The sequence below is a fragment of the Nocardioides rubriscoriae genome, from assembly GCF_008087085.1.
In the GTDB taxonomy this organism is placed as follows: Bacteria; Actinomycetota; Actinomycetes; order Propionibacteriales; family Nocardioidaceae; genus Nocardioides; species Nocardioides rubriscoriae.
Genome location: NZ_VIYJ01000007.1, coordinates 119,701 through 144,837 on the forward strand (window position 1 = coordinate 119,701; position 25,137 = coordinate 144,837).

Here is a 25,137-nt window from a genome sequence, read left to right on the forward strand (position 1 = left end):
CCGGCGCCGGACCCGCACGACGTCCCGCACGACGCCCCGCACGACGCCCCGCACGACGCCCCGTCCAGGGTCCCGGCACCGGGCTGCGACGCGGGTCCTCGGCCTTCCGCCTGCGGGTGGGCTTCGTGTTCATCGCGATGATCCTGTCGCTGTTCGCGGCGCGGCTCGTGCAGCTGCAGGGCGTCGACCCCGGCCAGTACGCCGCGATGGCCGCGGCCGAGGGCAAGATCAGCGTGGTGCTGCCGGCCGAGCGCGGCGACATCGTCGACCGCAACGGCCAGCCCCTGGCCGACTCGATCGACGGGCTGATGGTGGTCGCCGACCCGTCGCTGACCGAGGCCAAGGCCGCCGCCCTGGCCGGCTTCTTGTCGCGGCGCCTCGACCTCGACTACTTCACGACCCTCAAGCGGCTGCGGATGCCCGACAGCCGCTTCCAGTACATCGCCCGACAGGTCCCGGCCGCCCACGCCCGCGACGTCGTGGACGCCGCCCGCGACAAGGGGTTCGTCGGGATCTTCACGCGCGACGACCCGGTGCGCGTCTACCCGGCGGGCTCGATCGGCGCCAACCTGCTCGGCTTCCTCGGCACCCCCAGGAAGAACGGCGCGGCCCGGCCCTCCGCCGGGCTCGAGCTCGCCTTCAACGGCTACCTCTCGGGCCACGACGGCGAGGCGCGTTACCAGGTCGGCGCCACCGGCAGCCAGATCCCGCTCGGCGACAACACCGTCGACCCGGCGCGCGACGGGTCCCGGCTGACCCTGACCCTCGACCGTGACCTGCAGTGGTACTGCCAGCAGGTGCTGGCCGACGCCGTGCGCAACGCCCGCGGCGACTCGGGCACCGTGATCGTCGGCGACTCACGCACCGGCGAGATCCTGTGCCTGGCCGACTACCCGACGTACGACGCCTCACGGCCCGACCTGTCGCCCGAGAACCTCTACGGGTCGCGCGCGCTCAGCGACGCCTACGAGCCCGGCTCGGTCGAGAAGACCCTGACGATGGCGTCGCTGATCGACGCCGGCAAGGTCACCGACACCACCCGGTTCAAGGTGCCGAGCGTGCTGCTGCGCCAGGACCGCCCGATCCACGACTACTTCGAGCACGGCACCCTGCGCCTGACCCTGGCCGGCATCCTGGCCAAGTCGTCCAACATCGGCACCGTGATGGCCGCCGACAAGTTCGACCGCGGCCAGCTGCGGTCCTACCTCACCCGCTTCGGGCTCGGCTCGCGCACCGGTGTCGGCATCGGCGGCGAGTCGCCCGGCATCCTGCCCGACGGCAGCATGTGGACCAGCCAGACCGCCGACCGCATCGCCTTCGGCCAGTCGCTGTCGGTCAACGCCCTGCAGATGTGGGCCGCGGTCAACACCATCGCCAACGGCGGCGAGCGCGTCGACCCCAGCCTGGTGAAGGGCACGGCGACCCTCGCCGACGGCACCGAGGTCGGCAGCGGGGTCGCCCAGCGGCGCCGCGTCGTCAGCGAGGACGCCGCGCGCCAGACGTCGGAGATGATGGAGCGCGTCATCGACCCCGAGGCCGGGGTCGCCCCCGGTGCGGCCGTCCCGGGCTACCGCGTCGCCGGCAAGACCGGCACGGCCCAGCGCGTGGTCGACGGCGTCTACGACGGCTCGTTCACCGTCTCGTTCGCCGGGTTCGCCCCGGCCGACGACCCACGCTTCACGGCCTACGTCGTGGTGCACAACCCGCGCAACGGCGGCGGTGGCGGCTCGGTCGGCGGGCCGGCGTTCTCCAAGATCATGGGCTACACGCTGCGCCGCTACGCGGTCGCGCCGACCGGCACCCCACCCTCGCGGCTGCCCGTCGAGTGGTGATGGGCCAGGATGGGCCGGCCATGTCGACCCGCCCCCAGCACCCCCTCAGGACCCCGCTCCACGACGTCGCCGACGCCGTCGCCGGGGCCCGGCTCGTCGGCGACGGCGCCGCGCAGGTCACGGGTCTCACCCTGTCGACCCAGCGCGTCGAGCCCGGCGACCTGTACGCCGCCCTGCCCGGCTCACGGGCCCACGGCGCCGAGTTCGCGGCCGCGGCCGTGGCCGCGGGTGCCGTCGCCGTGCTCACCGACGAGGCCGGCCTCGAACGGGCGGTCGCGGCGGGTGTCCCCGTCGTGGTCGTCGAGCGGCCGCGCGCCGCGCTCGGAGGGCTCGCCGCGCTGCTCAACGGCGACCCGGCGAGCGCCATGGCGATGATCGGCGTGACCGGCACCCAGGGCAAGACCACCACCACGCGCCTGGCCGAGGCCGGGCTCGCCGGCGCCGGCTCCTGCGCCGCCGTCGTCGGCACCGTCGGCACCCGCATCGCCGGCACCGACGTCCGGACCACCCTCACGACCCCCGAGGCCCCCGACCTGCACGCCCTGTTCGCCGTGATGCGCGAGCACGGCGTGGAGGTCTGCGCGATGGAGGTCTCCAGCCACGCGCTGGTGATGGGCCGCGTCGACGGGGTCGTCTTCGACGTGGCCGTCTTCCTCAACCTCGGGCGCGACCACCTCGACTTCCACACCGACGTCGAGGACTACTACCGCGCCAAGGCCTCGCTCTTCACCCCCGAGCGGACCCGGCTCGCGCTGGTCAACGTCGACGACGAGCACGGCCGCCGGCTCGCCGGCGAGATCGCGGCGACGTCGGTGCCGGTGCGCACCTTCGCCCTCGACGACACCCCCGAGGGTCGCCGCGCCGACTGGCGCGCGGTCGATCTGGTCCTGGAGCGCGAGGGGTCCCGCTTCACCGTCGTCGGGCCCGACGGGTCGAGGTTCGCGGCCGGCGTACCGCTGCCGGGACGGTTCAACGTCTCCAACACCCTCGCCGCGGTCGCGGCGACCGCCGAGGCCGGCTTCGACGCCGCGGCGGTGGCCACGGCGATCGCCGCCTCCGGCGGCGTGCCCGGCCGGCTCGAGCGGGTCGAGGCCGGCCAGGACTTCCTCGTGGTCGTCGACTACGCCCACAAGCCCGACGCCGTCGAGGCCGCGATCAGCACCCTGCGCCCGCTGGCCGAGGCCGGCGGCGGCCGCGTCATCGCCGTGCTCGGCGCCGGTGGCGACCGCGACCCCGGCAAGCGCCCGATCATGGCCGGCATCGCCGCCCGCCTGGCCGACGTGCTCGTGGTCACCGACGACAACCCCCGCAGCGAGGACCCCGCCGCCATCCGCGCCGCCATGCTGGCCGGCGTCGAGCAAGCCCACCGCGACCGGGTCGTCGAGATCGGCGACCGGCGCGCCGCGATCGAGCACGCCCTGGGCGTGGCCCGCACCGGCGACGTCGTGCTGGTGGCCGGCAAGGGCCACGAGACCGGTCAGGTGGTCGCGGGCGTGGTCCACGACTTCGACGACCGGGTCGTCGCCCGCCAGGTCCTGGAGGCCCGCCGGTGATCACGATGCGCTTGAGCGAGGTCGCGGCCGCCGTCGGCGGCCGGCTGCACGGCCCCGACGTGCTCGTCAGCGGGGCGGCCTACGTCGACAGCCGCGCGGCCGTGCTCGGCGGCCTCTTCGTCGCCGTGGTGGGGGAGCGGGTCGACGGCCACCTCCACGCCGACGGGGCCCACGCGGTGCTGGGCAGCCGTCCGACCAGCGCACCGACCGTGGTCGTCGACGACGTCACCGTCGCGCTGGGCCGCCTGGCCCGGCGGGTGGTCGGCACCCTCGACGTGCCCGTGCTCGCCGTCACCGGCTCGCAGGGCAAGACCGGCACCAAGGACTACCTCGCGCACCTCCTCGGCCCGACCGCCGTGGCGACGCGCGCCAACAACAACAACGAGCTCGGCGTGCCCCTCTCCGTGCTGCGCGCCGACGAGACCACCACCCACCTCGTGCTCGAGATGGGCGCGCGCGGCATCGGCCACCTCGCCTACCTGTGCGAGATCGCGCCGCCCACGGTCTCGGCCGTGCTCAACGTCGGCACCGCCCACGTCGGGGAGTTCGGCGGCGTCGAGGCGATCGCCGCGGCCAAGGGCGAGCTGGTCGAGGCCCTCGACGAGCACGGGACCGCGGTGCTCAACGCCGACGACCACCGCGTCGCGGCCATGGCCTCGCGCACCCGCGGCCAGGTCCTGACCTTCGGCGGGACCGGCGACGTGCGGTGGCGCGACGTCACCCTCGACGCCCTGGGCCGCGCCACGTTCGAGCTCGGCCACGCCGGCTCCTGGACCCGGGTCACGCTGCGCCAGACCGGCGCCCACCAGGTGGCCAACGCGGCCGCGGCCGCGGCGATGGCCCTCGCGGTCGGCGTACCCCTCGAGGCGGTGGGGGAGCGGCTGTCCACCGCCGAGGCCGCGTCGCGGTGGCGGATGGAGCTCGCCGAGCGGGCCGACGGGCTGCTGGTGCTCAACGACGCCTACAACGCCAACCCCGCCTCGATGCGCGCCGCCCTCGACGCGCTGCGTGCCCTGGGGCGAGACCGGGCCGGGCGCACCGTCGCCGTGCTGGGAGAGATGAAGGAGCTCGGCGGCGAGCACGACGCCGGCCACCTCGAGGTCGGGCGGGCCACGGCCGGGGTCGACGTGGTGGTCGTCGTCGGCGACGCGGCCGCCGGCATCGCCGAGGGCGCCCGCTCGGCCGGCGTGCGTGAGGTGATCGTCACGGCGGGGCGTGACGACGCACTCGCCTGGGTGCGGAAGAATGCTCGCGCCGGGGACGCCGTCCTCGTCAAGGCCTCCCGTGCGGCAGCGCTCGAGGTGCTGGCCGCCGCACTGATCGACGACGGGGAGGGACACGCCAGATGAGAGCGATCCTCCTCGGCGGCGGCATCGCCCTGCTGGTGTCCCTGCTCGGCACCCGCGTGGCCATCACGCAGTTCACCAAGCTCGGCTACGGCCAGGAGATCCGCGACGACGGGCCCACCACCCACCACACCAAGCGCGGCACCCCCACCATGGGGGGCGTCGCGATCATCGGTGCCGTGGTGGTCGCCTACTTCGGCGCCAAGCTGATCACGCTCACGGCGCCCTCGGCGTCCGGGCTGCTGCTGCTCTTCCTGTTCGTCGGCTGCGGGCTGGTCGGCTTCCTCGACGACTTCATCAAGATCTACAAGCAGCGCAGCCTCGGCCTGCGCAGCAAGGCCAAGGTCGTCGGCCAGACGCTGATCGCCGTCACCTTCGGCGCGCTCGCGCTGTCGCCGTGGCTCGAGGACGAGAGCGGGCGCACCCCCGCCAGCGACAAGATCTCCTTCCTGCGCGAGATCGACTGGCTGGCCCTGCCCGCCGTGGTCGCGGTGGTCCTGATCTGGCTGATCGTCACCGGCACCAGCAACGCGGTCAACCTCGCCGACGGCCTCGACGGCCTGGCCACCGGCTCGTGCGTGATGGTCTTCGGCGCCTACATGCTGGTCAACATCTGGCAGGCCGGGCAGTCGTGCGAGAACAGCCCCGGTCCCCAGTGCTACGACGTCCGCGACCCGCTCGACCTCGCGATCATCGCGGCGGCGATCACCGGCGCCTGCTTCGGCTTCTTGTGGTGGAACGCCTCGCCGGCGGCCATCTTCATGGGCGACACCGGCTCCCTGGGCCTGGGCGGCGCCCTGGCCGGCTTCGCGATCCTCACCCGCACCGAGCTGTTGCTGGTCATCCTCGGCGGACTGTTCGTGCTCATCACGCTCTCCTCGATGATCCAGACCCTGGTCTTCAAGGCGAGCCGTTCCAGCGCCCTGTTCCGCCGGGTGTTCCGGGTCGGCCCGCGCCACCGCGTGTTCCGGATGGCCCCGCTGCACCACCACTTCGAGATGCTCGGCTGGGAGCAGGTCACCGTCGTGATCCGCTTCTGGATCATCACCGGGCTCTTCGTCGCGACCGGCCTCGGCATCTTCTACGCCGAGTGGGTCACCCGGCTGTGACCGCCCGCGACGTGAGCGGCCTCGACCGGCAGTCGTCCTGGGACGGCGTGCGTGCGGTGGTCGCCGGGTTCGGGGTGTCGGGCTTCGCCGCCGCCGACAACCTCACCCACCTCGGTGCCTCGGTCACCGCGCTGGCCGACCAGGCCACCGCCGCCCAGCTGGAGAAGGCCGAGCTGCTCGAGGTGCTCGGCGCCCGGGTCGACATCCACGCCGGTGCCACCCACACCCTGCCCGACGACGTCGACGTGGTCGTCACCTCACCGGGGTTCCGGCCCGACAGCCCGCTGCTGCAGCAGGCCCACGCCCGCGGCGTACCCGTGTGGGGCGAGGTCGAGCTCGCCTGGCGGCTGCGTGCCCCCGGCCCGAACGGTGAGCCCGCGCCCTGGCTGTGCGTCACCGGCACCAACGGCAAGACCACCACCACCCAGATGCTCGACGCGATCCTGCGGGCCGCCGGCCTGCGCAGCGTCGCGGTCGGCAACGTGGGGCTGCCCATCGTCGAGGCCGTCATGGACCCCGCGCCCTACGACGTCTTCGCCGTCGAGCTCTCCAGCTTCCAGCTGCACTACACGCGCTCGATGGGCGCCCAGGCCGCCGCCGTGCTCAACCTCGCCGAGGACCACCTCGACTGGTACGCCGGCGACTGGCTCGGGGCCCGCACCGGCTACGAGCAGTACGCCGCCGACAAGGGGCGCATCTTCCACGGCGTCGAGCGAGCGTGCGTCTACAACGTCGCCGACCCCGCCACCGAGGACCTCGTCCGCGAGGCCGACGTCGTCGACGGCGCCCGCGCCGTCGGCTTCACCCTCGGCATGCCCGGCGTCGGCATGCTCGGCGTCGTCGAGGACCTCCTGGTCGACCGTGCCTTCATCGAGGAGCGCGCCACCAGCGCCGCCGAGCTGTGCACCCTCGCCGACCTCGTTCCCGACGGTGCTGACGGCGTCGACGGGGGAGTGCCGGCCCCCCACGTGGTCGCCAACGCCCTGGCCGCGGCGGCCCTCGCCCGCGCCCACGGCGTCAGCCAGGCCGCGGTCCGCGAGGGCCTGCGGGGCTTCCGGCTCGACGGCCACCGGATCGCCAAGGTCGCGACCCACGACGGCGTCACCTGGGTCGACGACTCCAAGGCCACCAACCCCCACGCCGCCCAGTCGTCGCTGCAGGCCTACGACCCCGTCGTGTGGGTCGCGGGGGGTCTGGCCAAGGGTGCCACCTTCGACGAGCTGGTCCGCTCGGTGGCCTCGCGGCTGCGCGGCGTCGTCCTGCTCGGGCGCGACCGCGACGTCATCGCCCAGGCGCTTTCGCGACACGCGCCCGATGTGCGGGTGATCGCGATCGACGCGCCCGACACTGGGTCTGCCTCAACGATCGACGGCGGACCCGAGCTGATGCGGCGGGTCGTCGCGGCGGCCAGTGACCTGGCCGTCGACGGCGACACGGTGCTCCTGGCCCCGGGGTGCGCCTCGCAGGACCAGTTCACCGACTACGCCGCACGGGGAGACCTGTTCGCCGCAGCCGTTCACGGCCTTACTTCCCCCTAGAAGCCGGCACGACAGGAGACCCCGGGTGACGACAGCGACCCCCGAGAGATCCGTCCGGCTGCCACGGCTGCCACGCCCGTCGCGGCCCGCGCCGACCGCGCACACCGCACAGCCCGCGGTGCGCCGTACGACGTGGCTGGGGTCGTTGCGCGAGGCGCTCGACCGCCCGCTCACGACCTACTACCTGCTGCTGGGGGCCTCGGCGCTGCTGCTCACCATCGGCCTGGTGATGGTGCTGAGCGCCTCCAGCGTGTTCTCCTACCGCGCCACCGGCGACTCCTACACGATCGTGCGCCGCCAGCTGGTGTGGGTCGTCGTGGGCCTGCCGTGCGCGTGGGTCGCGAGCCGCGTCTCCCACCGGTGGATCCGCCGGCTGGCCTACCCGGCTTTCTCGGTGTCGCTGGTGCTGCTGCTGCTCACCGCGTTCATGGGCGTCGAGCGCAACGGCAACACCAACTGGCTGGCCCTGGGGCCGCTGGTCATCCAGCCCTCCGAGATCGCCAAGCTGTCGCTGGTCGTGTGGGCCGCCCACATCTACGCCAACAAGGACCGCCGGCTGCGCAGCCTGCACCAGGTCATGGTGCCCGTGGTGCCGGGCATGCTGCTGGCCACCGGGCTGGTCATCGTCGGGCGCGACCTCGGCACCGCGCTGATCATGTTCGCGATCCTGATCGGGATGCTGTGGGTCGTCGGCGCGCCGGCGCGGCTCTTCGTGCTGTCCAGCATGCTGATCGGCGTCCTCGTGCTGGCCCTGGCGGCCACCGACACCGAGCGGCTGGCCCGCATCACCACGTTCGTCGACCCGTTCCAGGACTTCCACGGCACCGGCTGGCAGCCGGCCCACGGTCTCTACGCCATGTCGTCGGGCGGCATCTTCGGGCAGGGCATCGGTGCCAGCCAGCAGAAGTGGGGTGCCCTCCCCGAGGCCCACACCGACTTCATCTTCGCCGTCCTCGGCGAGGAGCTCGGCCTGGTCGGCACCCTGCTGGTCATCGTGCTGTTCCTCACCATCGCCTTCTCCGCCCTGCGGATCGCGCGCCACACCGAGGATCCGTTCGTCCGCTACGCCTCGTTCGGGGTGATCGTGTGGCTGATCGGTCAGATGATCATCAACGTGGGCATGGTGCTGGCCCTGCTGCCCGTCATCGGCATCCCGCTGCCGCTGGTCTCCTACGGCGGGTCGAGCCTGCTGCCCACGCTGGCCGCGCTGGGTCTCCTCGTCGGCTTCGCGCGGCGCGAGCCCGCGGCGGCGCGGGCCCTCGCGCAGCGCAAGAAGCTGCGTTCGGCCGGGCTGTCCGCACGCCGGTGAGCGTGCGGCGGTTCGGCGCTGCTCGCCGGTAACGTCGTGCCCCTGATGCGCGTCCTTCTCGCCGGCGGCGGTACCGCCGGCCACACCTCGCCCCTGCTCGCCACCGCCGACGCCCTGCGTCGGCTCGACGACGACGTCACGATCACCTGCCTCGGCACGCCCCGCGGGCTCGAGACCCGCGTCGTGCCCGAGGCCGGCTACCCCCTCGAGCTGATCGCGCCCGTACCCCTGCCCCGCAGGCCCAACGCCGACTTCTTCCGGGTGCCCGGTCGCCTGCGCGGGGCCGTCAACGAGACCCTCGCGATCCTCGACCGGGTCCGGCCCGACGTCGTCGTCGGCTACGGCGGCTACGTCTCGATGCCCGCCTACGTCGCGGCCCGCCGCCGCCGACTGCCCCTGGTCGTCCACGAGCAGAACATGGTCCCGGGGCTCGCCAACAAGGCCGGGGCCCGGGTCGCGAGCCGGGTCGCGGTGAGCTTCCCCGACACCCCGCTGCCCCGGGCCGAGTACGTCGGTCTCCCGATCCGGCGGATGATCTCCCGGCTCGACCGCGCCGCGTCGCGCGAGGAGGCCCGTGCCTTCTTCGGCCTCGACCCCGACCGGCCCACGCTCGTGGTCACCGGTGGCTCGCAGGGCGCCCGGCGGCTCAACCAGTCGGTCGCCGGGGCCGCGCGCGCCCTCGGCGACGCCGGCGTCCAGGTCCTGCACGTCGTCGGACCGAAGGGCGAGGCCACGCCCGAGCCGACCGGCACCCCCTACGTCGTGGCCCACTACGTCGACCGGATGGACCTCGCGCTGGCCGCGGCCGACCTCATGGTCTGCCGCGCCGGCGCCAACAGCGTCGTGGAGGCCGCGGCCACGGGCGTCCCGACGATCTTCGTCCCGCTGCCGATCGGCAACGGCGAGCAGCGGCGCAACGCCGCCGCGGTCGTCGAGGCGGGGGGAGCGCTCCTGGTCGACGACGCCGACCTCACCAGCGACTGGGTCGCGGCCACCGTCCCGGGGCTCGCGCACGACGAGACCCGGCTCGCCGCGATGAGCGCGGCCGCCTCGGGCCTGGTCCCGCGCGACGCCGACGACCGGCTCGCCGCGATCATCACCGAGGAGGCGCGGCGATGAGGGTGCCCGTCCCCGACCGGATCCCCCCGCTCGCCGACCTCGGCCGGGTCCACCTGGTCGGCATCGGCGGCGCCGCCCTGTCCGGCATCGCCCGCATCCTGCTGGCCCGCGGTGTCAGCGTCAGCGGCAGCGACGGCACCGACTCCCGGACCCTCGAGGTGCTGCGCGGGCTGGGCGCCATCGTCCACGTCGGCCACGACGCGGCCCACGTGGCCCACCTCGGTCCGGGCGACACCCTGGTCGTGTCCACCGCGATCAACGACGACAACCCCGAGTACGCCGAGGCCGTGCGCCGCGGCCTCACCGTCCTGCCGCGTTCGGCGGCCCTGGCCTCGGTGATGGCCGACCGCCGCGTCGTCGCGGTCGCCGGCACCCACGGCAAGACGACGACCACGTCGTTGCTGACGGTCGCGCTGCAGGCCGCGGGTGTCGACCCGTCCTACGCCATCGGCGGCGACCTCGCCGCCACGGGCGTCAACGCCGCCGTCGGGGCAGGCGACCTCTTCGTCGCCGAGGCCGACGAGAGCGACGGCGCCTTCCTCGTCTACGACGTCCACGCGGCGATCGTGACCAACGTCGACGCCGACCACCTCGACCAGTGGGGCACCCCCGAGGCCTACGCCGCGGCGTTCGACGAGTTCGCCGACGCCCTCGACCCCGAGGGCTTCCTGGTGTGCTGCGTCGACGACCCGGGGGCCGCGGCCCTGGCCGAGCGCCAGCGCGCGGCGGGGCGTCGGGTGGTCACCGTCTCCGCGGCCGACGACGCCGCGCTCGAGGGCACCACCCTGTGGGCGCCCGGCGACCACTACCGGGCCGACGCGCTGGCCGCCCTCGCCGCCGGCGAGGCCCTCGGCGTCCCCCGCGCCGACCTGCTGCGCGGCATCGCCTCCTACACCGGCACCCGACGCCGGATGGAGCCCAAGGGCGAGGTCGCCGGCGTCCGGGTCTACGACAGCTACGCCCACCACCCCACCGAGATCGTGGGCGACCTGCAGTCGGCCAGGGCCCTGGCGGGGGAGGGGCGCCTCCTGGTGGCCTTCCAGCCCCACCTGGTCTCGCGCACCCGCATCTTCGGCGTCGAGATGGGTCGCGCGCTCGGCGCGGCCGACGAGGTCGTCGTCCTCGACCTCTACCTGGCCCGCGAGGCCGCGGACCCCGCGGTCACCTCGGCGCTCGTCGCCGACGCCGTGCCCCTGCCGGCGGGCCGGGTCGCCCGGGCCACCCTCGACACGGCCGCTGCGGCCCTGGTCTCCCGGGCCCGGCCCGGTGACCTCGTCCTCACCCTCGGTGCCGGCACCGTGACCCACGTGGGTCCACGCGTGCTGGCGCTGCTCGAGACCGGAGGTCCTGGTGGCGGCCACGACTAGGACCCGGACCCGCACCCGGCCGACCTCCGAGGAGCGCAGCCGCCGCCGCTTCGCGCGACGGCAGTGGGCCCGCAGGTGGCTCACGCTGCGCTACCTCGTCGCGGCCGCGGTGCTGGTCGTGCTCGCCGGCGGGAGCCTGTTCGCGGTCTACTTCTCCGACGCGCTGTCGGTGCGCGAGGTCGACGTCGTCGGCGCCCGCACGATCAGCGCGGCCGATGTCGAGGCCGCCGCCGACGTCCCGACGGGAGGGCCCCTGGCCACCCTCGACCTCGACGCCATCCGGCTGCGGGTCCAGGCCCTGGCCGAGGTCCGCAGCGTCGAGGTCACCCGCAAGTGGCCCGACGGCGTCCTCATCACGATCCAGGAGCGGGAGGCCGTGGCCGTCGTCCAGCTGGGTGCCGACCTGCAGGGCATCGACGTCGAGGGTGTGCCGTTCCGCTCCTACCGCCGTCCGCCCTCGGGCCTGCCGCGCATCGAGACCTCCGGCAGCGTGTCGGCCACCGACGAGGACGCGCTGCGCGAGGCGGTGACCGTCGTGGCCGCGCTGCCGCGCGAAGTCTCGGTCCTCGTCGACCACCTCGACCTGCGCAGCGTCGACGAGATCGACCTGGTGCTGCGCGACGACCGGGTCGTGCGCTGGGGGAGTGCTGACTCCTCGGCCGACAAGGCCGAGGTCCTGCTCGCGCTGCTCCGACAGCCCGGCAAGGTCTACGACGTCTCGGTGCCGGCGCAGCCGACCACCAGCGGCTGACCGCGGGTGTCGGGGTAGTCCGCTCGGGGTCGGGGTTGGCCTCAGGTCCTGGCCGTCGGGTTGTCCGCGCGCCTGGCATCGCGGGTCTCGCCGAGCCCCACCTGTTGCACCGGGACGCTGAAGCCGTGACAGGGCCGACAAGATCTCAGCGGCCCTGTCACAGGTTCAGCGTCCCGGTGGGACCACCGTGACCTACGGGGCACCCGACCCGGACCCCGTGAGGCCTGGAGGCGGGTCGGGTGCGTCGGTGCGGCCGGTGTGGTCTCGTGACGGTCGCCAGGGCGACCTCCTCGACCACCGTGGGGCGGTGTGCGATCGGACCGGTAGGGCGGTGGGGGCATGTGGGCGGTTCGCGCCGGAGGCCCCGGCGTGTCTGCCGCAGATCGCACGCGCGGGTGCCTACTGTCATGGACACGGCGAGGTTGACATAACTATAACCCTCAGGTTGAGGGTCATAGTTGAGGGACACGCCGACTTCCCCGAGCTCCCCGCCCCACCCCCAACAGATCCTTCGAGAGGTGAAGCCGTCGTGGCTGCAGCACAGAACTACCTGGCGATCATCAAGGTCGTGGGCATCGGAGGCGGTGGCGTCAACGCCGTCAACCGGATGATCGAGGTCGGCCTCAAGGGCGTCGAGTTCATCGCGATCAACACCGACGCCCAAGCACTGCTGATGAGCGACGCCGACGTCAAGCTCGACATCGGGCGCGAGCTCACCCGCGGCCTCGGTGCCGGCGCCAACCCCGAGGTCGGGGCGCAGGCGGCCGAGGACCACGCCGACGAGATCGAGGAGGTCATCAAGGGCGCCGACATGGTGTTCGTGACCGCCGGCGAGGGTGGCGGCACCGGTACCGGTGGCGCCCCGGTCGTGGCCCGCATCGCCCGCTCGCTCGGCGCGCTCACGATCGGCGTCGTGACCCGCCCGTTCGCCTTCGAGGGACGGCGGCGCATGGGCTCGGCCGACGAGGGCATCGCCCAGCTGCGCGAGGAGGTCGACACCCTCATCGTCATCCCCAACGACCGGCTGCTGTCGATCAGCGACCGCAACGTCTCGGTGCTCGACGCGTTCAAGCAGGCCGACCAGGTGCTGCTCCAGGGCGTCTCGGGCATCACCGACCTGATCACGACCCCAGGCCTGATCAACCTCGACTTCGCCGACGTCAAGTCGGTCATGGCCAACGCCGGCTCCGCCCTGATGGGCATCGGCTCGGCGCGCGGCGAGGACCGTGCGGTGGCCGCTGCCGAGATGGCGGTGTCGAGCCCGCTGCTCGAGGCGAGCATCGACGGCGCCCACGGCGTCCTGCTCTCCATCGCCGGTGGCTCCGACCTGGGCCTGTTCGAGATCAACCACGCCGCCGCGCTGGTCGCCGACGCCGTGCACCCCGAGGCCAACATCATCTTCGGCGCCACGATCGACGACGCCCTCGGTGACGAGGTGCGGGTCACCGTCATCGCCGCCGGGTTCGACGGCGGCACCCCCAAGCGCCGTACCGAGGGCAGCTCGCTGCGCCACAACGCCCCGGCGCCGGTCTCCCAGGAGGAGGTCAAGGCCGCGGTCGCCGCCCGGCCCGAGCCCCGCCAGCCCGAGCCGGTCGTCGAGCAGCGTCGTGAGACGACCCCCCAGCCCGCGCGTCCGGCCACCCCGGCGCGCCAGGTGGTCTTCGACGACGACGACCTCGACATCCCCGACTTCCTCAAGTAGGGCTCCAGGCGCGTCTTGTACCACCACCGCAGCACCCTCGGCCCCGTCGAGCTGGCCTTCACCGACCGGCACGGCGGGGTCAGTGGTGCGCCCTTCGACTCCCTCAACCTCGCCTTCTTCGAGGACGGCGAGCGCACCGTGCCCCAGCGCAACCTCGCCCTCGTCCTCGACGACTTCGCGCCGGGCTGCGAGGTCGCCGACCTCAGCCAGGTCCACGGGCGCCACGTCGTGGTGGCCGCCCCCGGCGAGCACCGCAGCGAGGGTGACGGCATCGTCACCGACCGGCCCGACGTCGTGCTTCTCGTGCGCGCCGCCGACTGCGTCCCGGTCCTGCTGGCCGACCCCGTGGCCGGCGTGCTCGGGGCCGCCCACGCCGGGCGCCCCGGCGTGGCCGCCGGCGTCGTCCCGGCCACGGTCGAGGCGATGCGCGACCTCGGCGCCACCGACGTCACCGCCTGGATCGGACCCCACGTGTGCGGGGCCTGCTACGAGGTGCCGGCCGACCTGCAGGCCGAGGTCGCCGCCATAGTGCCGGCCACCCGCGCCACCACCTCGTGGGGCACCCCGGCGCTCGACCTCGGCGCCGGCGTCCGCGCCCAGCTCGAGGCCCTCGACGTCCGGGTGGTCGACGTGTCCGCGTGCACCCGCGAGTCGCCCGACCTCTTCTCCTACCGCCGCGACGGTGCCGACTCCGGACGCCTGGCCGGGCTCATCCGCCGGGGCGTCTCGTGAGCGAGCGCAGCGACGAGGTCGCCGCCCGGCTCGCCGACGTACGCCGACGCATCGCCTCGGCCTGCGTCGCGGCCGGTCGCGACCCCGGCGAGGTCACCCTGGTCGCCGTCACCAAGTTCTTCCCCGCCTCCGACGTCCGCATCCTGGCCGACCTCGGCGTCACCGACGTCGGCGAGAACCGCCACCAGGAGGCCGAGGCCAAGGCGGCCGAGTGCGCCGACCTCGGGCTCACCTGGCACTTCATCGGCGGGCTGCAGAGCAACAAGGCCGCCGCGGTCGCGACCTACGCCGACGTCGTCGAGTCCGTCGACCGCGCCAAGCTCGTCACCGGGCTCCAGCGCGGCGCCCACGAGCGCTCCCACACCGTCGACGTGCTGCTGCAGGTCAGCCTCGACCCGCCCGACGCCGGCGCGGCCCGCAGCGGTGCCGACCCGGCCGACCTCGACGCGCTCGCAGGGGCGGTCCAGGCCGCCGACCGGCTCCGGCTGCGCGGGCTGATGGCCGTGGCGCCCCTGGGTGAGGACCCCGCGACGGCCTTCGACCGGTTGGCCGTCGTCCGACGCCGGTTCCTCCACGACCACCCCGGTGCCGACCTGCTGTCCGCCGGCATGAGCGGCGACCTCGATGACGCCATCAGGGTGGGCGCGACACACGTGCGCGTCGGGTCCGCGGTCCTCGGATCGAGGCCCCCGGTGAAGTAGTGTCCGAGCAGGGTCCCAGCAGCAGGTTCCCAAGCACGTCCGGCAGCAAATCGAGCGAGATGAGTGGTGTGGCATGAGCGGCGCGATGCGCAGGATCGGTGAGTACCTCGGCCTGCTCGAGGACACCGGACGCTACGACGACCAGTACGCCTACGACGACTACGACGGTCACACCCAGGAGACCGAGCCGGTCCAGGCCGCCCCGGTGACCCGCGCGCAGCGGCGTCCCCACGACGCCGACCTGCGCCCCGCGCCGGTCGCCGACCTCGCCGAGCGTCGCCGCACGGCCCCCAACATGGTGGCGGCGCCCGCCCCCCCGTCGGTGGCCGAGCTGTCGCGGATCATCACCCTGCACCCGCGCACCTACAACGAGGCGCGCGTGGTCGGCGAGAACTTCCGCGACGGCACCCCGGTGATCATGAACCTCACCGAGATGGACGACAACGACGCCAAGCGCCTGGTCGACTTCGCTGCCGGGCTCGTCTTCGCCACCCGCGGCACCATCGAGCGGATCACCGCCAAGGTGTTCCTGCTCTCGCCGGCCAACGTGTCGGTGGCCGCCGAGGACAAGGCGCGGATCGCCGAGAGCGGCGCCTTCTTCAACCAGAGTTGAATCTGTCGTGACCGGTGGGCTCGGGCCGCGTCCCCGCGCTGCCTGGTAGCGCTGCCGCCTTCTTGGTACGGCGGGGCCGACCGGCCCGGTGGCCCACCGGTCCCGACGTGCGCCGTGTGGTCGCCTCTGCGTGTGGCCCGGGCGCCCTGTGTCCGTCAGAGCCTGTGGTCCGGGACGTCCATCGGCTGGATGTTGCTTGCCCTGGGGCCTGGGACTGGCGGCAGCTGTTCAGGGCGTGCCCGATAGGCTCCTTGCTCCACGACCCCTCGACAGGCAGGACCGTCTCTCTTGATCGCCGCACAGATCCTCTACGGCCTGATCATGGTGTTCATCGGCTGCATGTGGGTCCGGTTCATCGTCGACTGGGTCCAGGTCTTCGCGCGCTCCTGGAGCCCGCGAGGCGTGCTGCTGGTCCTGCTCGAGGCCGTCTACTCGTTCACCGACCCGCCGATCAAGGCGCTGCGGCGGGTCATCCCTCCGCTGCGGCTGGGCAACTTCGCGCTCGACCTCAGCTTCCTGATCGTCTTCATCTCCGCCTATATCGCCTCCCGGCTGGTCCTCAACTACCTGCTGTGAGCCCGATCCGGTGCCGCGGCGACCACGTCGCGGCACGCCACCCCAGGCACACCTGGTCACACCTGCACCATCCAGGCGCTAGGGTGCTCGGGATGCATCGGACCCTTCGTCCGCGCACCGCCCGTACGACGCCAAGAACTCCGACAAGAATCGAGCCAAGCCATGCCGCTGACGCCTGAGGACGTGAGCAACAAGCGCTTCACGCCTGTCCGGCTCCGTGAGGGCTACGACATGGGCGAGGTCGACCAGTTCCTCGACGAGGTCGAGGCCGAGCTGGCTCGACTGACCCGGGACAACGACGACCTGCGCGCCAAGCTGGCCGCCGCCCAGTCCGGGGCTCCCATGCCCCAGTCGGCTCCCGAGCCCGCCCCCGTCACCTTCGACAAGGCGCCTGAGCCCCCCGCCCCGGCCCCGGTGGTCGCCCCGGTCGAGACCCCGGCCCCGGTCGCCGCCTCGGCGACCGCGGAGGTCCAGACCATCCGCGTCGAGACCGTGCCGCAGGCCTCCAACGCCGCCGCCCGGCTGCTCGAGATCGCCACCCGCAACGCCGACGAGCTCGTCGACGAGGCCAAGAACGACGCCGACAAGATCATCGGCGAGGCCCGTACCAAGGCCGAGCGGCTCGAGTCCGAGTCCAAGACCAAGGCCGACCGGATGGAGTCCGACGCCCGCACCCGCGCGCAGATGCTCGACCAGGAGACCGCCGAGCGCCGCACCCAGCTCTTCGGTGACCTGGAGAAGGAGCGCGACAAGCTCAGCATCGAGGTCGAGAACCTGCGGTCCTTCGAGCGCGAGTACCGCTCGCGGCTCAAGAGCTACTTCACCCAGCAGCTGGAGGCCCTCGCCGGCGGCGGCGAGACCGCGAGCCCGGACGAGACGCCCGCTCCCAAGCGGCTGCGCTCGATCCTCGGCGAGGAAGAGGCCTGAGCCTCCACCCGCTGCACAGCACGACGGAACGGCCGCCCCGGTGGGGCGGCCGTTCCGCATTTGTCCGGTGCCGCGCGGGGCGCCTCGTTGAGACCTCTGTCACCAGCCGCTACCGTTCGTGCCGCCCGTGGCACCCCGCAGTGGCCATGGCACGAGGGAGGGCCCCGGTCCGATGGTTCGCAGTACTCGCAAGCTCGCCCAGGCAGCCCGCAAGGCCCTGACCCGTACGCCGAAGCCGGCCACGCCCCCGTCCGCCCCGCCGACGAAGGCCACGCCCGCGAAGAAGTCGGCACCGGCCACGAAGAAGGCTGCCGCCGCGAAGCAGACGGCTACGAAGAAGACGGCCACGCCGGCTGCGAAGAAGGCGGCACCGGTGAAGAAGGCCGCGCCCGCGAAGAAGGCCGCGCCCGCGAAGAAGGCCGCGCCCGCGAAGAAGGCCGCGCCCGCGAAGAATGCCGCGCCCGCGAAGAAGGCCGCGCCCGCGAAGAAGGCCGCGCCCGCGAAGAAGGCCGCACCGGCGGCGAAGAAGACTGCGCCCGCGGCGAAGAAGACTGCGCCCGCGGCGAAGAAGGCAGCGCCTGCGAAGAAGGCTGCGCCGGCGGCGACGAAGGCGCCGGCGGCCGAGAAGACCGCGCCGGCGAAGAAGGTCACCCCGGCGACGACGAAGGCTGCGCCCGCCACGAAGGCGCCGGTGGCGACCAAGGCGCCGGCCGCGAAGAAGGCCGCGCCGGCCACCAAGGCCGCACCCGCCACGAAGACACCCGCGGCGAAGACACCCGCGACGAAGGCTCCCGCGACGAAGGCTCCCGCGACGAAGGCTCCCGCGACGAAGGCTCCCGCGAAGAAGGCTCCGGCGACGAAGGCGCCGACGACCCTGAAGACGGCCACGAAGGCGGCTCCGAGCGGCCTCGTCGTGGGCGAGGGCGAGTCGGCCTGGACCACTGCGGAGCTCAAGGAGGTGCTCGACGAGCTCCACGAGCAGCAGACCCACAGTGCCGGCATCGTCGAGACCATGGAGATCGAGCTCGCCGGCCTCATGCGCGACTCCGGTGACGGCGCGGGCCAGGACCAGGCCGACATCGGGGCGTCGAGCTTCGAGCGCGACCACGAGCTGACCGTGCTGAGCAACGAGCGCGACAAGCTGGCCCAGATCGAGCGCGCCGTCATCCGCATCGACGACGGCACCTACGGCGTGTGCGAGTCGTGCGGCAACCCCATCGGGAAGAATCGGTTGATGGCCTTTCCGCGTGCGACACTCTGTATGACATGCAAGCAGCGCGAGGAACGCCGGTAGGCCCATCAGTCCGGCTCCGCCTGCTCGTCGTCGTCGTCGCAGCCGCGGCCTACGTCGTCGACCAGGTCTCCAAGGCCCTGGCGGTCGACCGGCTCGAGGGTCGACCTGACGTCCGCGTCCTCGGTGACGTCCTGCAGCTCCACCTCACCTACAACCCGGGTGCGGCGTTCAGCACCGGCACCGGCCTGACGCCGGTGATCACCACGATCGCGATGGTGGCGACCCTGGCGGTCCTCTACTACGCCCGACGCGTCGGCAGTGCCACGTGGGGCGTCGCGCTCGCCCTGCTGCTGGCCGGCATCACCGGCAACCTCACCGACCGGCTGCTGCGTGAGCCGGGGCCGATGCGAGGTCACGTCGTCGACTTCCTGCAGCTGCCGAACTGGCCGGTCTTCAACGTCGCCGACATCTGCATCAACGTCGCCGCCGGGCTCATCGTGCTCCAGGCGATCAGGGGCGTCGCCCTCGACGGGACCCGCGGTGGCGCCACGCCCGACGAGTCCGCCGACGTCGACGACGTCGCCGACGGGTCGACCCGCACCTCCGACCACACCGACGCGCTCCAGGAAGGGGCCGAGTGACCACCTCCGACCACCGCAGCCTGCCCGTGCCCGACTCGCTGGCGGGAGAGCGCGTCGACTCCGCGATGGCTCAGATGTTCGGGCTCTCGCGCACGCGGTCGGCCGAGCTGATCAGCCGCGACCTGGTGCGCCTCGACGGCGCCGCGGTGAGCAAGAGCGACCGGGTGCTGCCGGGGCTCCACCTCGACGTCGAGATCCCCGACGAGACCGACCCGCTCGAGGTCGTGCCCGAGGTCGTCGAGGGCATCGGGATCATCCACGACGACGAGTCGATCGTCGTGATCGACAAGCCCGTCGGGGTCGCCGTGCACCCCTCGCCCGGCTGGACCGGCCCGACGGTCGTCGGTCACCTCGCGGGCGCCGGGTTCCGGATCGCCACCTCGGGGGCCTCCGAGCGGCAGGGCATCGTGCAGCGCCTCGACGTCGGCACCTCCGGCGTGATGGTCATCTGCAAGTCCGAGCACGCCTACTCCGTGCTCAAGAACGCCTTCCGCGAGCGCACGGTCGACAAGACCTACCACGCGCTGGTGCAGGGCCACCCGGACCCGCACGAAGGCACGATCGACGCCCCGATCGCGCGTCACCCGGGCGCCGACCACCGCTTCGCCGTGCTCGACGGTGGCCGCCCGAGCGTCACCCACTACGAGACCCTCGAGGCCCACCGGTTCGCCAGCCTCCTCGAGGTGCACCTCGAGACCGGGCGCACCCACCAGATCCGGGTCCACATGTCGGCCCTCAAGCACCCCTGCGTCGGTGACCTCACCTACGGTGCCGACCCGACCCTGGCCAAGCGGTTCGGCGTGGCCCGCCAGTGGCTCCACGCGGTCAAGCTCGGCTTCGAGCACCCCGACACCGGTGAGCAGGTCGAGTACGTCTCGCCCTACCCCGACGACCTCGCGCGCTCCCTCGAGCTGGTCCGTGAGTCCCACTGACGTCACCCTGCGCCGCGCCGGCGTCGAGGACGCAGCCGCGGTCACCCGGGTCCACCTGGCGTCGCGCCGGGCGGCCCCGATGCCGCCGGGTGTCCACGGCGACCGCGAGGTCGAGGCCTGGCTCACGACCCGCCTGACGCAGGACGAGGTCTGGGTGGCCGAGGCCGACGACACCGTCGTGGCCTACGCGCGCCTGACCGACACCTGGCTCGACGACCTCTACGTCCTGCCCGAGCACGCCGGACGCGGGATCGGCTCGATGCTGCTCGACCTGGCCAAGGCGCTTCGCCCCGACGGCTTCTCGCTGTGGGTCTTCGAGTCCAACACCGCGGCGCGCGCCTTCTACGCGCGCCACGGCCTGGTCGAGCGCGAGCACACCGACGGCAGCGACAACGAGGAGAAGGCCCCCGACCTCCGGATGTCCTGGGCGGAGTGACGGCGTGGGGAGAGGTCCTACGACGGCCGGGCCGCACGTCGGTCGAGGAAGTCGCGCTGGCTGTGATGATCAGTCACGTTGCCCACCGGCCGCGGTGGCATGTCAGGCCGGTTCGTGGGCTGCGGTGGAGGTGGTCTCGTGACGGTCGCGGGCGACCTCCTCGACCAACGTGGCATCAGGGCGCCCGGAGGCGACCCGTCGAGCAGGACGGCGCCCGGGCCACGGCGTCAGGGTGACCACAGGGCGCACGGAGCCGGAGGGTGGGCCCAGCGTCCGGGCGGCCGCCACCCAGCCTGGCGGCAGCGATGCCAGGCATAGGCGGCCAGCCGGAGGCGGCCCGGCCGCAGGCGACCAGACCAACTCGTCGGTGGTGGCTGGCACCATCGGGCTCACGGCTCGCGTAGGCTGAGGTCCTTCCCCCAGGATCGACGCTCTTCCCCCGCCGGCCTGACGTTCGTCGCCCGTGACCCGGGCGTCAGCATGCCCGCACGCACGACCTCCAGGAGCGCCCACCCGATGCCTACCGGCGACCCCTTCGTCCACCTCCACGTCCACACCGAGTACTCCATGCTCGACGGTGCGGCGCGGCTCGGAGCGCTGGCCGCGCGGGCGGCCGAGCTGGGCCAGCCTGCGGTCGCGATGACCGACCACGGCAACGTGTTCGGGGCCTACGAGTTCTACAAGGTGGCGAAGGCGGCCGGGGTCAAGCCGATCATCGGCATCGAGGCCTACATGGCCCCCAACATCAGCCGCTTCGAGCGCAAGCGCGTCAACTTCTACGGCGGCGGCCCCGACGACGTCTCCTCGCGCGGCGCCTACACCCACATGACGCTGCTGTCCGAGACCACCGAGGGCATGCACAACCTGTTCCGGCTCTCCACCGGGGCCTGGCGCGACGGCTTCTTCCAGCACCCGCGGGCCGACCGCGAGCTGCTGACCCAGCACGGCAAGGGCCTGATCGGCACCACCGGGTGCCCCTCGGGGGAGATCCAGGTCCACCTGCGCCACGGCGCCTACGACGCGGCCCGCCAGGCCGCCGCCGACTTCCAGGACATCCTGGGCCGCGACAACTACTTCCTCGAGCTCATGGACCACGGCCTCGACATCGAGCGCCGCGTCCGTGACGGCCTGCTGCGGCTGTCGAAGGACCTGCAGATCCCGCTGCTGGCCACCAACGACTCCCACTACGTCAACCGCGAGGACGCGCCGTCCCAGGAGCACCTGCTCTGCATCAACTCGGGCTCCACGATGGACATCCCGGCCGGCGACGGCCCGGGCCAGCGCTTCGCGTTCTCCGGCGACGGCTACTACCTCAAGACCGCCGAGGAGATGCGCCACCTGTGGCGTGACTTCCCCGAGGCCTGCGACAACACCCTGCTCATCGCCGAGCGCTGCGACGTGGCCTTCACCGAGGGCAGCGGCACGTTCATGCCCAAGTTCCCGTGCCCCCCGGGCGAGAACGAGGACTCCTGGATGGTCAAGGAGGTCGAGCGCGGCCTGCAGGTCCGCTACAAGGGCCAGGTCCCCGACGCTGTCCGCAAGCAGGCCGAGTTCGAGATCGACGTCATCACCCGCATGGGGTTCGCCGGCTACTTCCTGGTGGTCGCCGACTTCATCAACTGGGCCAAGAACAACGGCATCCGGGTCGGGCCGGGTCGTGGCTCCGGTGCGGGCTCGATGGTCGCCTACGCCATGCGCATCACCGACCTCGACCCGTTGGTCCACGGCCTGATCTTCGAGCGCTTCCTCAACCCCGACCGCGTCTCGATGCCCGACTTCGACATCGACTTCGACGAGCGCCGTCGCGGCGAGGTCATCAAGTACGTCACCGAGAAGTACGGCGACGAGCGCGTCTCGATGATCGTCACCTACGGCACGATCAAGGCCAAGCAGGCCGTCAAGGACTCCTCGCGCATCCTCGGCTACCCCTTCGCGATGGGTGACCGCATCACCAAGGCCATGCCGGCCGCGGTGATGGGCAAGGACGTCCCGCTGCAGGAGATCTTCAACCCCCAGCACAAGCGCTACGGCGAGGGCGGCGAGTTCCGTCAGCTCTACGACGCCGACAACGACGTCAAGAAGGTCGTCGACACCGCGATGGGCATCGAGGGCCTCAAGCGCCAGTGGGGCGTGCACGCGGCCGGCGTGATCATGTCGAGCGAGCCGCTGCTCGACATCATCCCGATGCTCAAGCGCCCCGCCGACGGCGCGATGATCACGCAGTTCGACTACCCGACCTGCGAGAACCTCGGCCTGATCAAGATGGACTTCCTGGGGTTGCGCAACCTCACGGTCCTCGACGACGCGTTGAAGAACATCCAGGCCAACCGCGGCGAGACCGTGGTGCTCGAGGACCTCGAGCTGACCGACGAGGCGACCTACGCCCTGCTCCAGCGCGGTGACACCCTCGGGGTCTTCCAGCTCGACGGCGGCCCGATGCGGGCCCTGCTGCGCTCGATGCGCCCCGACAGCTTCGAGGACATCTCCGCGGTCGGCGCGCTCTACCGGCCCGGGCCGATGGGAGCCGACTCGCACAACAAGTACGCCCGCCGCAAGACCGGGCGCGAGCCGGTCGAGGCGCTGCACCCCGAGCTGGCCGAGGCCCTCGAGGACGTCCTGGGCGAGACCTACGGGTTGATCGTCTACCAGGAGCAGGTCATGGCGATCGCCCAGAAGCTCGCCGGCTACACGCTGGGCCAGGCCGACATCCTGCGCCGTGCGATGGGCAAGAAGAAGAAGGAGGAGCTCGACAAGCAGTTCGCGGGCTTCTCCGCGGGCATGGCCGCCAACGGGTTCTCGCAAGGGGCCATCAAGGCCCTGTGGGACACCCTGCTGCCGTTCTCCGACTACGCCTTCAACAAGGCCCACTCGGCGGCCTACGGCCTGGTCTCCTACTGGACGGCCTACCTCAAGGCCAACTACCCGGCCGAGTACATGGCCGCGCTGCTCACCTCGACGCGCGACGACAAGGACAAGTCCGCGATCTACCTCAACGAGTGCCGACGGATGAAGATCCAGGTGCTCCCGCCCGACGTCAACGAGTCGGCGGCCGACTTCACCCCCGTCGGCCGCGACATCCGCTTCGGCCTGACCGCGGTGCGCAACGTGGGCGTCAACGTCGTCGACGGCATCGTGGCGGGTCGCACCGAGAAGGGCCGCTACACCGACTTCAACGACTTCATGAGCAAGGTCCCGGCGCTGGTGTGCAACAAGCGGGTGCTCGAGTCGCTCATCAAGGCCGGCGCCTTCGACGAGATGAAGCTCAAGCGTCGCGCCCTGGTGGCCATCCACGAGTCGGCGGTCGACCAGTACGTCGACATCAAGCGCAACGAGGCCATCGGCCAGGACTCCCTGTTCGCCGGGCTCGACGACCCCGAGGACGGGGCGTTCGGGGTGACGGTCACCGTCCCCGACATCGACGAGTGGGACAAGATGACCCTGCTCGGGCACGAGCGCGACATGCTCGGCCTCTACGTCTCCGACCACCCCCTCCTCGGCCTCGAGCACGTGCTGTCCCAGGGCACCGACTGCACCATCGGCCAGCTCATGCTCGACGAGGAGCGCACCGACGGGTCGCCGATCACCATCAGCGGCCTGGTGACCTCGGTGCAGCGCAAGATCACCAAGCGCGGCGACGCGTGGGCGATGATCACCCTCGAGGACCTCGACGGAGCCATCGACGTCCTGCTCTTCCCGAGCGCCTACCAGCTCGCCAGCCCGCTGCTGCAGGAGGACGCGATCCTCACGGTCAAGGGCCGACTGTCCAAGAGCAAGGACCAGCCCGAGATCCACGGGCAGGAGGTCTCGATGCCCGACCTGTCCGAGGGACCGAGCGGGCCGGTGACGATCAGCCTGCCCTCGACGCGGTGCACCGCACCGGTCATCGAGCAGCTCAAGGACGTCCTGGGGACCCACCCCGGGATGACCGAGGTGCGCCTGCGGTTGCTCTCGCGACAGTCGACCAAGGTGATGCGGCTCGACGACCGCCTGCGGGTCACCCCGACCCCGGCGCTCTTCGCCGACTTGAAGGCGCTGCTCGGACCGGGTTGTCTGACGGGGTGACCACCGACGCGCCGGCGAGTGCGGCCCTCGACCCTGCCCCCTCCCGCCCCGGGCGCCCGTGGCGTCGCCTCGTGGTCGAGCACCTCGCGGTGCTGCTCGCCTACGTCGTCCTCGGCGTCGCGGGCGGGTGGCTGTGGTTCCAGCTCTGGGACCCGCCGAAGGGCGCGGTCCAGGACGGCAAGTGGCTCTACCTCGACTTCCCCACGATCGCCCACGTCTTCTCCGGGACCGGTCTCTACGTCGTGGTCGGCGTGGTGGCCGGTGTCGTCCTCGGGGTGGTGACCGCCCTGGTCTGCCGGACCTCCGAGCTGGTCACCCTCGTGGTGGTCGTCGCCGGCAGCGCGCTGGCGAGCTACCTCGCCTACCGGGTCGGGCTCTCGCGCAGCGCGCCCGACCCCCACCTGCTCGCCCTGTCCCTCCCCGACGGCACCCGGCTCCCCGGGCGGCTCGAGGTCACCGGCCGCACCCCCTTCGTCGCCTGGCCGCTGGGCTCGCTCCTCGGGCTGGGCGTCACCTACCTCTTCACCGCCGGAGTCTCCGCGAGCGTCGCGGAGGCCCGTCGCGTCGAGCTCGGCGGCGTCGGGTCCGCGCCCACCGACCCTGATCGCGCAGCCTGAGCCCCGACGTGCCCCACAGGCGGCGTCCGTGCGTCACAAT

22 protein-coding genes are annotated in these 25,137 nt (G+C 72.6%); 21 read left to right on the forward strand and 1 reads right to left on the reverse strand.

Annotated elements, in window-relative coordinates; all coding sequences use genetic code 11:
* The first annotated feature begins 125 nt into the window (after positions 1 to 125).
* From FZC61_RS13405 to FZC61_RS13475, 15 genes are all read left to right on the forward strand, one after another.
* Complete coding sequence (locus tag FZC61_RS13405) at positions 126 to 1,832, forward strand: peptidoglycan D,D-transpeptidase FtsI family protein (RefSeq protein WP_246142681.1); 1,707 nt, start codon at positions 126 to 128, stop codon at positions 1,830 to 1,832.
* A 20-nt stretch (positions 1,833 to 1,852) separates the two neighbouring features.
* Positions 1,853 to 3,385: a UDP-N-acetylmuramoyl-L-alanyl-D-glutamate--2,6-diaminopimelate ligase gene (locus tag FZC61_RS13410; RefSeq protein ID WP_148614690.1), complete on the forward strand. Its 1,533-nt coding sequence runs from the start codon at positions 1,853 to 1,855 to the stop codon at positions 3,383 to 3,385.
* Between the two features lie 5 nt (positions 3,386 to 3,390).
* Complete coding sequence (locus FZC61_RS13415; protein WP_342780330.1) at positions 3,391 to 4,734, forward strand: UDP-N-acetylmuramoyl-tripeptide--D-alanyl-D-alanine ligase; 1,344 nt, start codon at positions 3,391 to 3,393, stop codon at positions 4,732 to 4,734.
* Positions 4,731 to 5,840, forward strand: a complete 1,110-nt coding sequence (mraY, locus tag FZC61_RS13420) for a phospho-N-acetylmuramoyl-pentapeptide-transferase (RefSeq protein WP_148614692.1) — start codon at positions 4,731 to 4,733, stop codon at positions 5,838 to 5,840. Before FZC61_RS13415 ends, mraY begins: the two co-directional genes overlap by 4 nt.
* An 11-nt stretch (positions 5,841 to 5,851) precedes the next feature.
* On the forward strand, positions 5,852 to 7,378 hold the full coding sequence (gene murD / locus FZC61_RS13425) for a UDP-N-acetylmuramoyl-L-alanine--D-glutamate ligase (protein WP_246142682.1): 1,527 nt from the start codon (positions 5,852 to 5,854) through the stop codon (positions 7,376 to 7,378).
* Between the two features lie 25 nt (positions 7,379 to 7,403).
* Positions 7,404 to 8,687, forward strand: coding sequence for a putative lipid II flippase FtsW (gene ftsW, locus FZC61_RS13430; RefSeq protein WP_246142683.1), 1,284 nt, complete (start codon positions 7,404 to 7,406; stop codon positions 8,685 to 8,687).
* A gap of 42 nt (positions 8,688 to 8,729) precedes the next feature.
* Positions 8,730 to 9,806, forward strand: a complete 1,077-nt coding sequence (gene murG, locus FZC61_RS13435) for an undecaprenyldiphospho-muramoylpentapeptide beta-N-acetylglucosaminyltransferase (protein WP_246142699.1) — start codon at positions 8,730 to 8,732, stop codon at positions 9,804 to 9,806.
* The gene (gene murC / locus FZC61_RS13440) at positions 9,803 to 11,173 is read left to right on the forward strand and encodes a UDP-N-acetylmuramate--L-alanine ligase (protein ID WP_148614695.1); all 1,371 of its coding nucleotides are present in this window, start codon (positions 9,803 to 9,805) and stop codon (positions 11,171 to 11,173) included. Before murG ends, murC begins: the two co-directional genes overlap by 4 nt.
* Positions 11,157 to 11,924 carry a cell division protein FtsQ/DivIB gene (locus tag FZC61_RS13445; protein ID WP_148614696.1) on the forward strand — a complete coding sequence of 256 codons (768 nt, stop codon included), beginning with the start codon at positions 11,157 to 11,159 and terminating at the stop codon, positions 11,922 to 11,924. Before murC ends, FZC61_RS13445 begins: the two co-directional genes overlap by 17 nt.
* A gap of 529 nt (positions 11,925 to 12,453) precedes the next feature.
* Positions 12,454 to 13,626, forward strand: coding sequence for a cell division protein FtsZ (ftsZ, locus tag FZC61_RS13450; protein ID WP_148614697.1), 1,173 nt, complete (start codon positions 12,454 to 12,456; stop codon positions 13,624 to 13,626).
* A gap of 15 nt (positions 13,627 to 13,641) precedes the next feature.
* Complete coding sequence (locus tag FZC61_RS13455; protein ID WP_148614698.1) at positions 13,642 to 14,358, forward strand: purine nucleoside phosphorylase YfiH/LACC1 family protein; 717 nt, start codon at positions 13,642 to 13,644, stop codon at positions 14,356 to 14,358.
* Positions 14,355 to 15,059 carry a YggS family pyridoxal phosphate-dependent enzyme gene (locus FZC61_RS13460; protein ID WP_148614699.1) on the forward strand — a complete coding sequence of 235 codons (705 nt, stop codon included), beginning with the start codon at positions 14,355 to 14,357 and terminating at the stop codon, positions 15,057 to 15,059. Before FZC61_RS13455 ends, FZC61_RS13460 begins: the two co-directional genes overlap by 4 nt.
* A gap of 73 nt (positions 15,060 to 15,132) precedes the next feature.
* Positions 15,133 to 15,672: a cell division protein SepF gene (locus FZC61_RS13465; RefSeq protein WP_148614700.1), complete on the forward strand. Its 540-nt coding sequence runs from the start codon at positions 15,133 to 15,135 to the stop codon at positions 15,670 to 15,672.
* 288 nt (positions 15,673 to 15,960) lie between these two features.
* Entirely contained in the window at positions 15,961 to 16,248 is a 288-nt protein-coding gene (locus FZC61_RS13470; protein WP_246142684.1) for a YggT family protein, read from the forward strand.
* Positions 16,249 to 16,410: 162 nt separating this feature from the next.
* Positions 16,411 to 17,175 carry a DivIVA domain-containing protein gene (locus tag FZC61_RS13475; RefSeq protein WP_148614701.1) on the forward strand — a complete coding sequence of 255 codons (765 nt, stop codon included), beginning with the start codon at positions 16,411 to 16,413 and terminating at the stop codon, positions 17,173 to 17,175.
* A gap of 99 nt (positions 17,176 to 17,274) precedes the next feature.
* Here FZC61_RS13475 and FZC61_RS23700 read toward each other — a convergent pair whose 3' ends face one another.
* A complete protein-coding gene (locus tag FZC61_RS23700; RefSeq protein WP_246142685.1) occupies positions 17,275 to 18,063 on the reverse strand; it encodes a hypothetical protein in 789 nt (262 codons plus the stop codon).
* Positions 18,064 to 18,088: 25 nt separating this feature from the next.
* Here FZC61_RS23700 and FZC61_RS23705 point away from each other — a divergent pair, with 25 nt between their 5' ends.
* The 6 genes from FZC61_RS23705 (at position 18,089) to FZC61_RS13505 (ending at position 25,097) form a co-directional block, all read left to right on the forward strand.
* Complete coding sequence (locus FZC61_RS23705; protein WP_246142686.1) at positions 18,089 to 18,469, forward strand: TraR/DksA family transcriptional regulator; 381 nt, start codon at positions 18,089 to 18,091, stop codon at positions 18,467 to 18,469.
* Positions 18,442 to 19,050, forward strand: coding sequence for a signal peptidase II (gene lspA, locus FZC61_RS13485; RefSeq protein WP_148614703.1), 609 nt, complete (start codon positions 18,442 to 18,444; stop codon positions 19,048 to 19,050). The genes FZC61_RS23705 and lspA overlap by 28 nt, the downstream gene beginning before the upstream one ends.
* Positions 19,047 to 19,982, forward strand: a complete 936-nt coding sequence (locus FZC61_RS13490; protein WP_281289823.1) for an RluA family pseudouridine synthase — start codon at positions 19,047 to 19,049, stop codon at positions 19,980 to 19,982. Before lspA ends, FZC61_RS13490 begins: the two co-directional genes overlap by 4 nt.
* Entirely contained in the window at positions 19,969 to 20,418 is a 450-nt protein-coding gene (locus tag FZC61_RS13495; RefSeq protein ID WP_211357247.1) for a GNAT family N-acetyltransferase, read from the forward strand. Before FZC61_RS13490 ends, FZC61_RS13495 begins: the two co-directional genes overlap by 14 nt.
* A 516-nt stretch (positions 20,419 to 20,934) precedes the next feature.
* On the forward strand, positions 20,935 to 24,480 hold the full coding sequence (dnaE, locus tag FZC61_RS13500) for a DNA polymerase III subunit alpha (protein WP_148614704.1): 3,546 nt from the start codon (positions 20,935 to 20,937) through the stop codon (positions 24,478 to 24,480).
* Positions 24,477 to 25,097 carry a hypothetical protein gene (locus FZC61_RS13505; protein ID WP_148614705.1) on the forward strand — a complete coding sequence of 207 codons (621 nt, stop codon included), beginning with the start codon at positions 24,477 to 24,479 and terminating at the stop codon, positions 25,095 to 25,097. Before dnaE ends, FZC61_RS13505 begins: the two co-directional genes overlap by 4 nt.
* The last annotated feature ends 40 nt before the right edge of the window (positions 25,098 to 25,137 follow it).

Coding starts and splice junctions, on each gene's coding strand:
- FZC61_RS13410 (WP_148614690.1), top strand. CDS start 1,853: ATGTCGACCCGCCCCCAGCACCCCCTCAGGACCCCGCTCCACGACGTC.
- FZC61_RS13415 (WP_342780330.1), top strand. CDS start 3,391: ATGCGCTTGAGCGAGGTCGCGGCCGCCGTCGGCGGCCGGCTGCACGGC.
- mraY (WP_148614692.1), top strand. CDS start 4,731: ATGAGAGCGATCCTCCTCGGCGGCGGCATCGCCCTGCTGGTGTCCCTG.
- murC (WP_148614695.1), top strand. CDS start 9,803: ATGAGGGTGCCCGTCCCCGACCGGATCCCCCCGCTCGCCGACCTCGGC.
- FZC61_RS13465 (WP_148614700.1), top strand. CDS start 15,133: ATGAGCGGCGCGATGCGCAGGATCGGTGAGTACCTCGGCCTGCTCGAG.
- FZC61_RS13475 (WP_148614701.1), top strand. CDS start 16,411: ATGCCGCTGACGCCTGAGGACGTGAGCAACAAGCGCTTCACGCCTGTC.
- lspA (WP_148614703.1), top strand. CDS start 18,442: ATGCAAGCAGCGCGAGGAACGCCGGTAGGCCCATCAGTCCGGCTCCGC.
- dnaE (WP_148614704.1), top strand. CDS start 20,935: ATGCCTACCGGCGACCCCTTCGTCCACCTCCACGTCCACACCGAGTAC.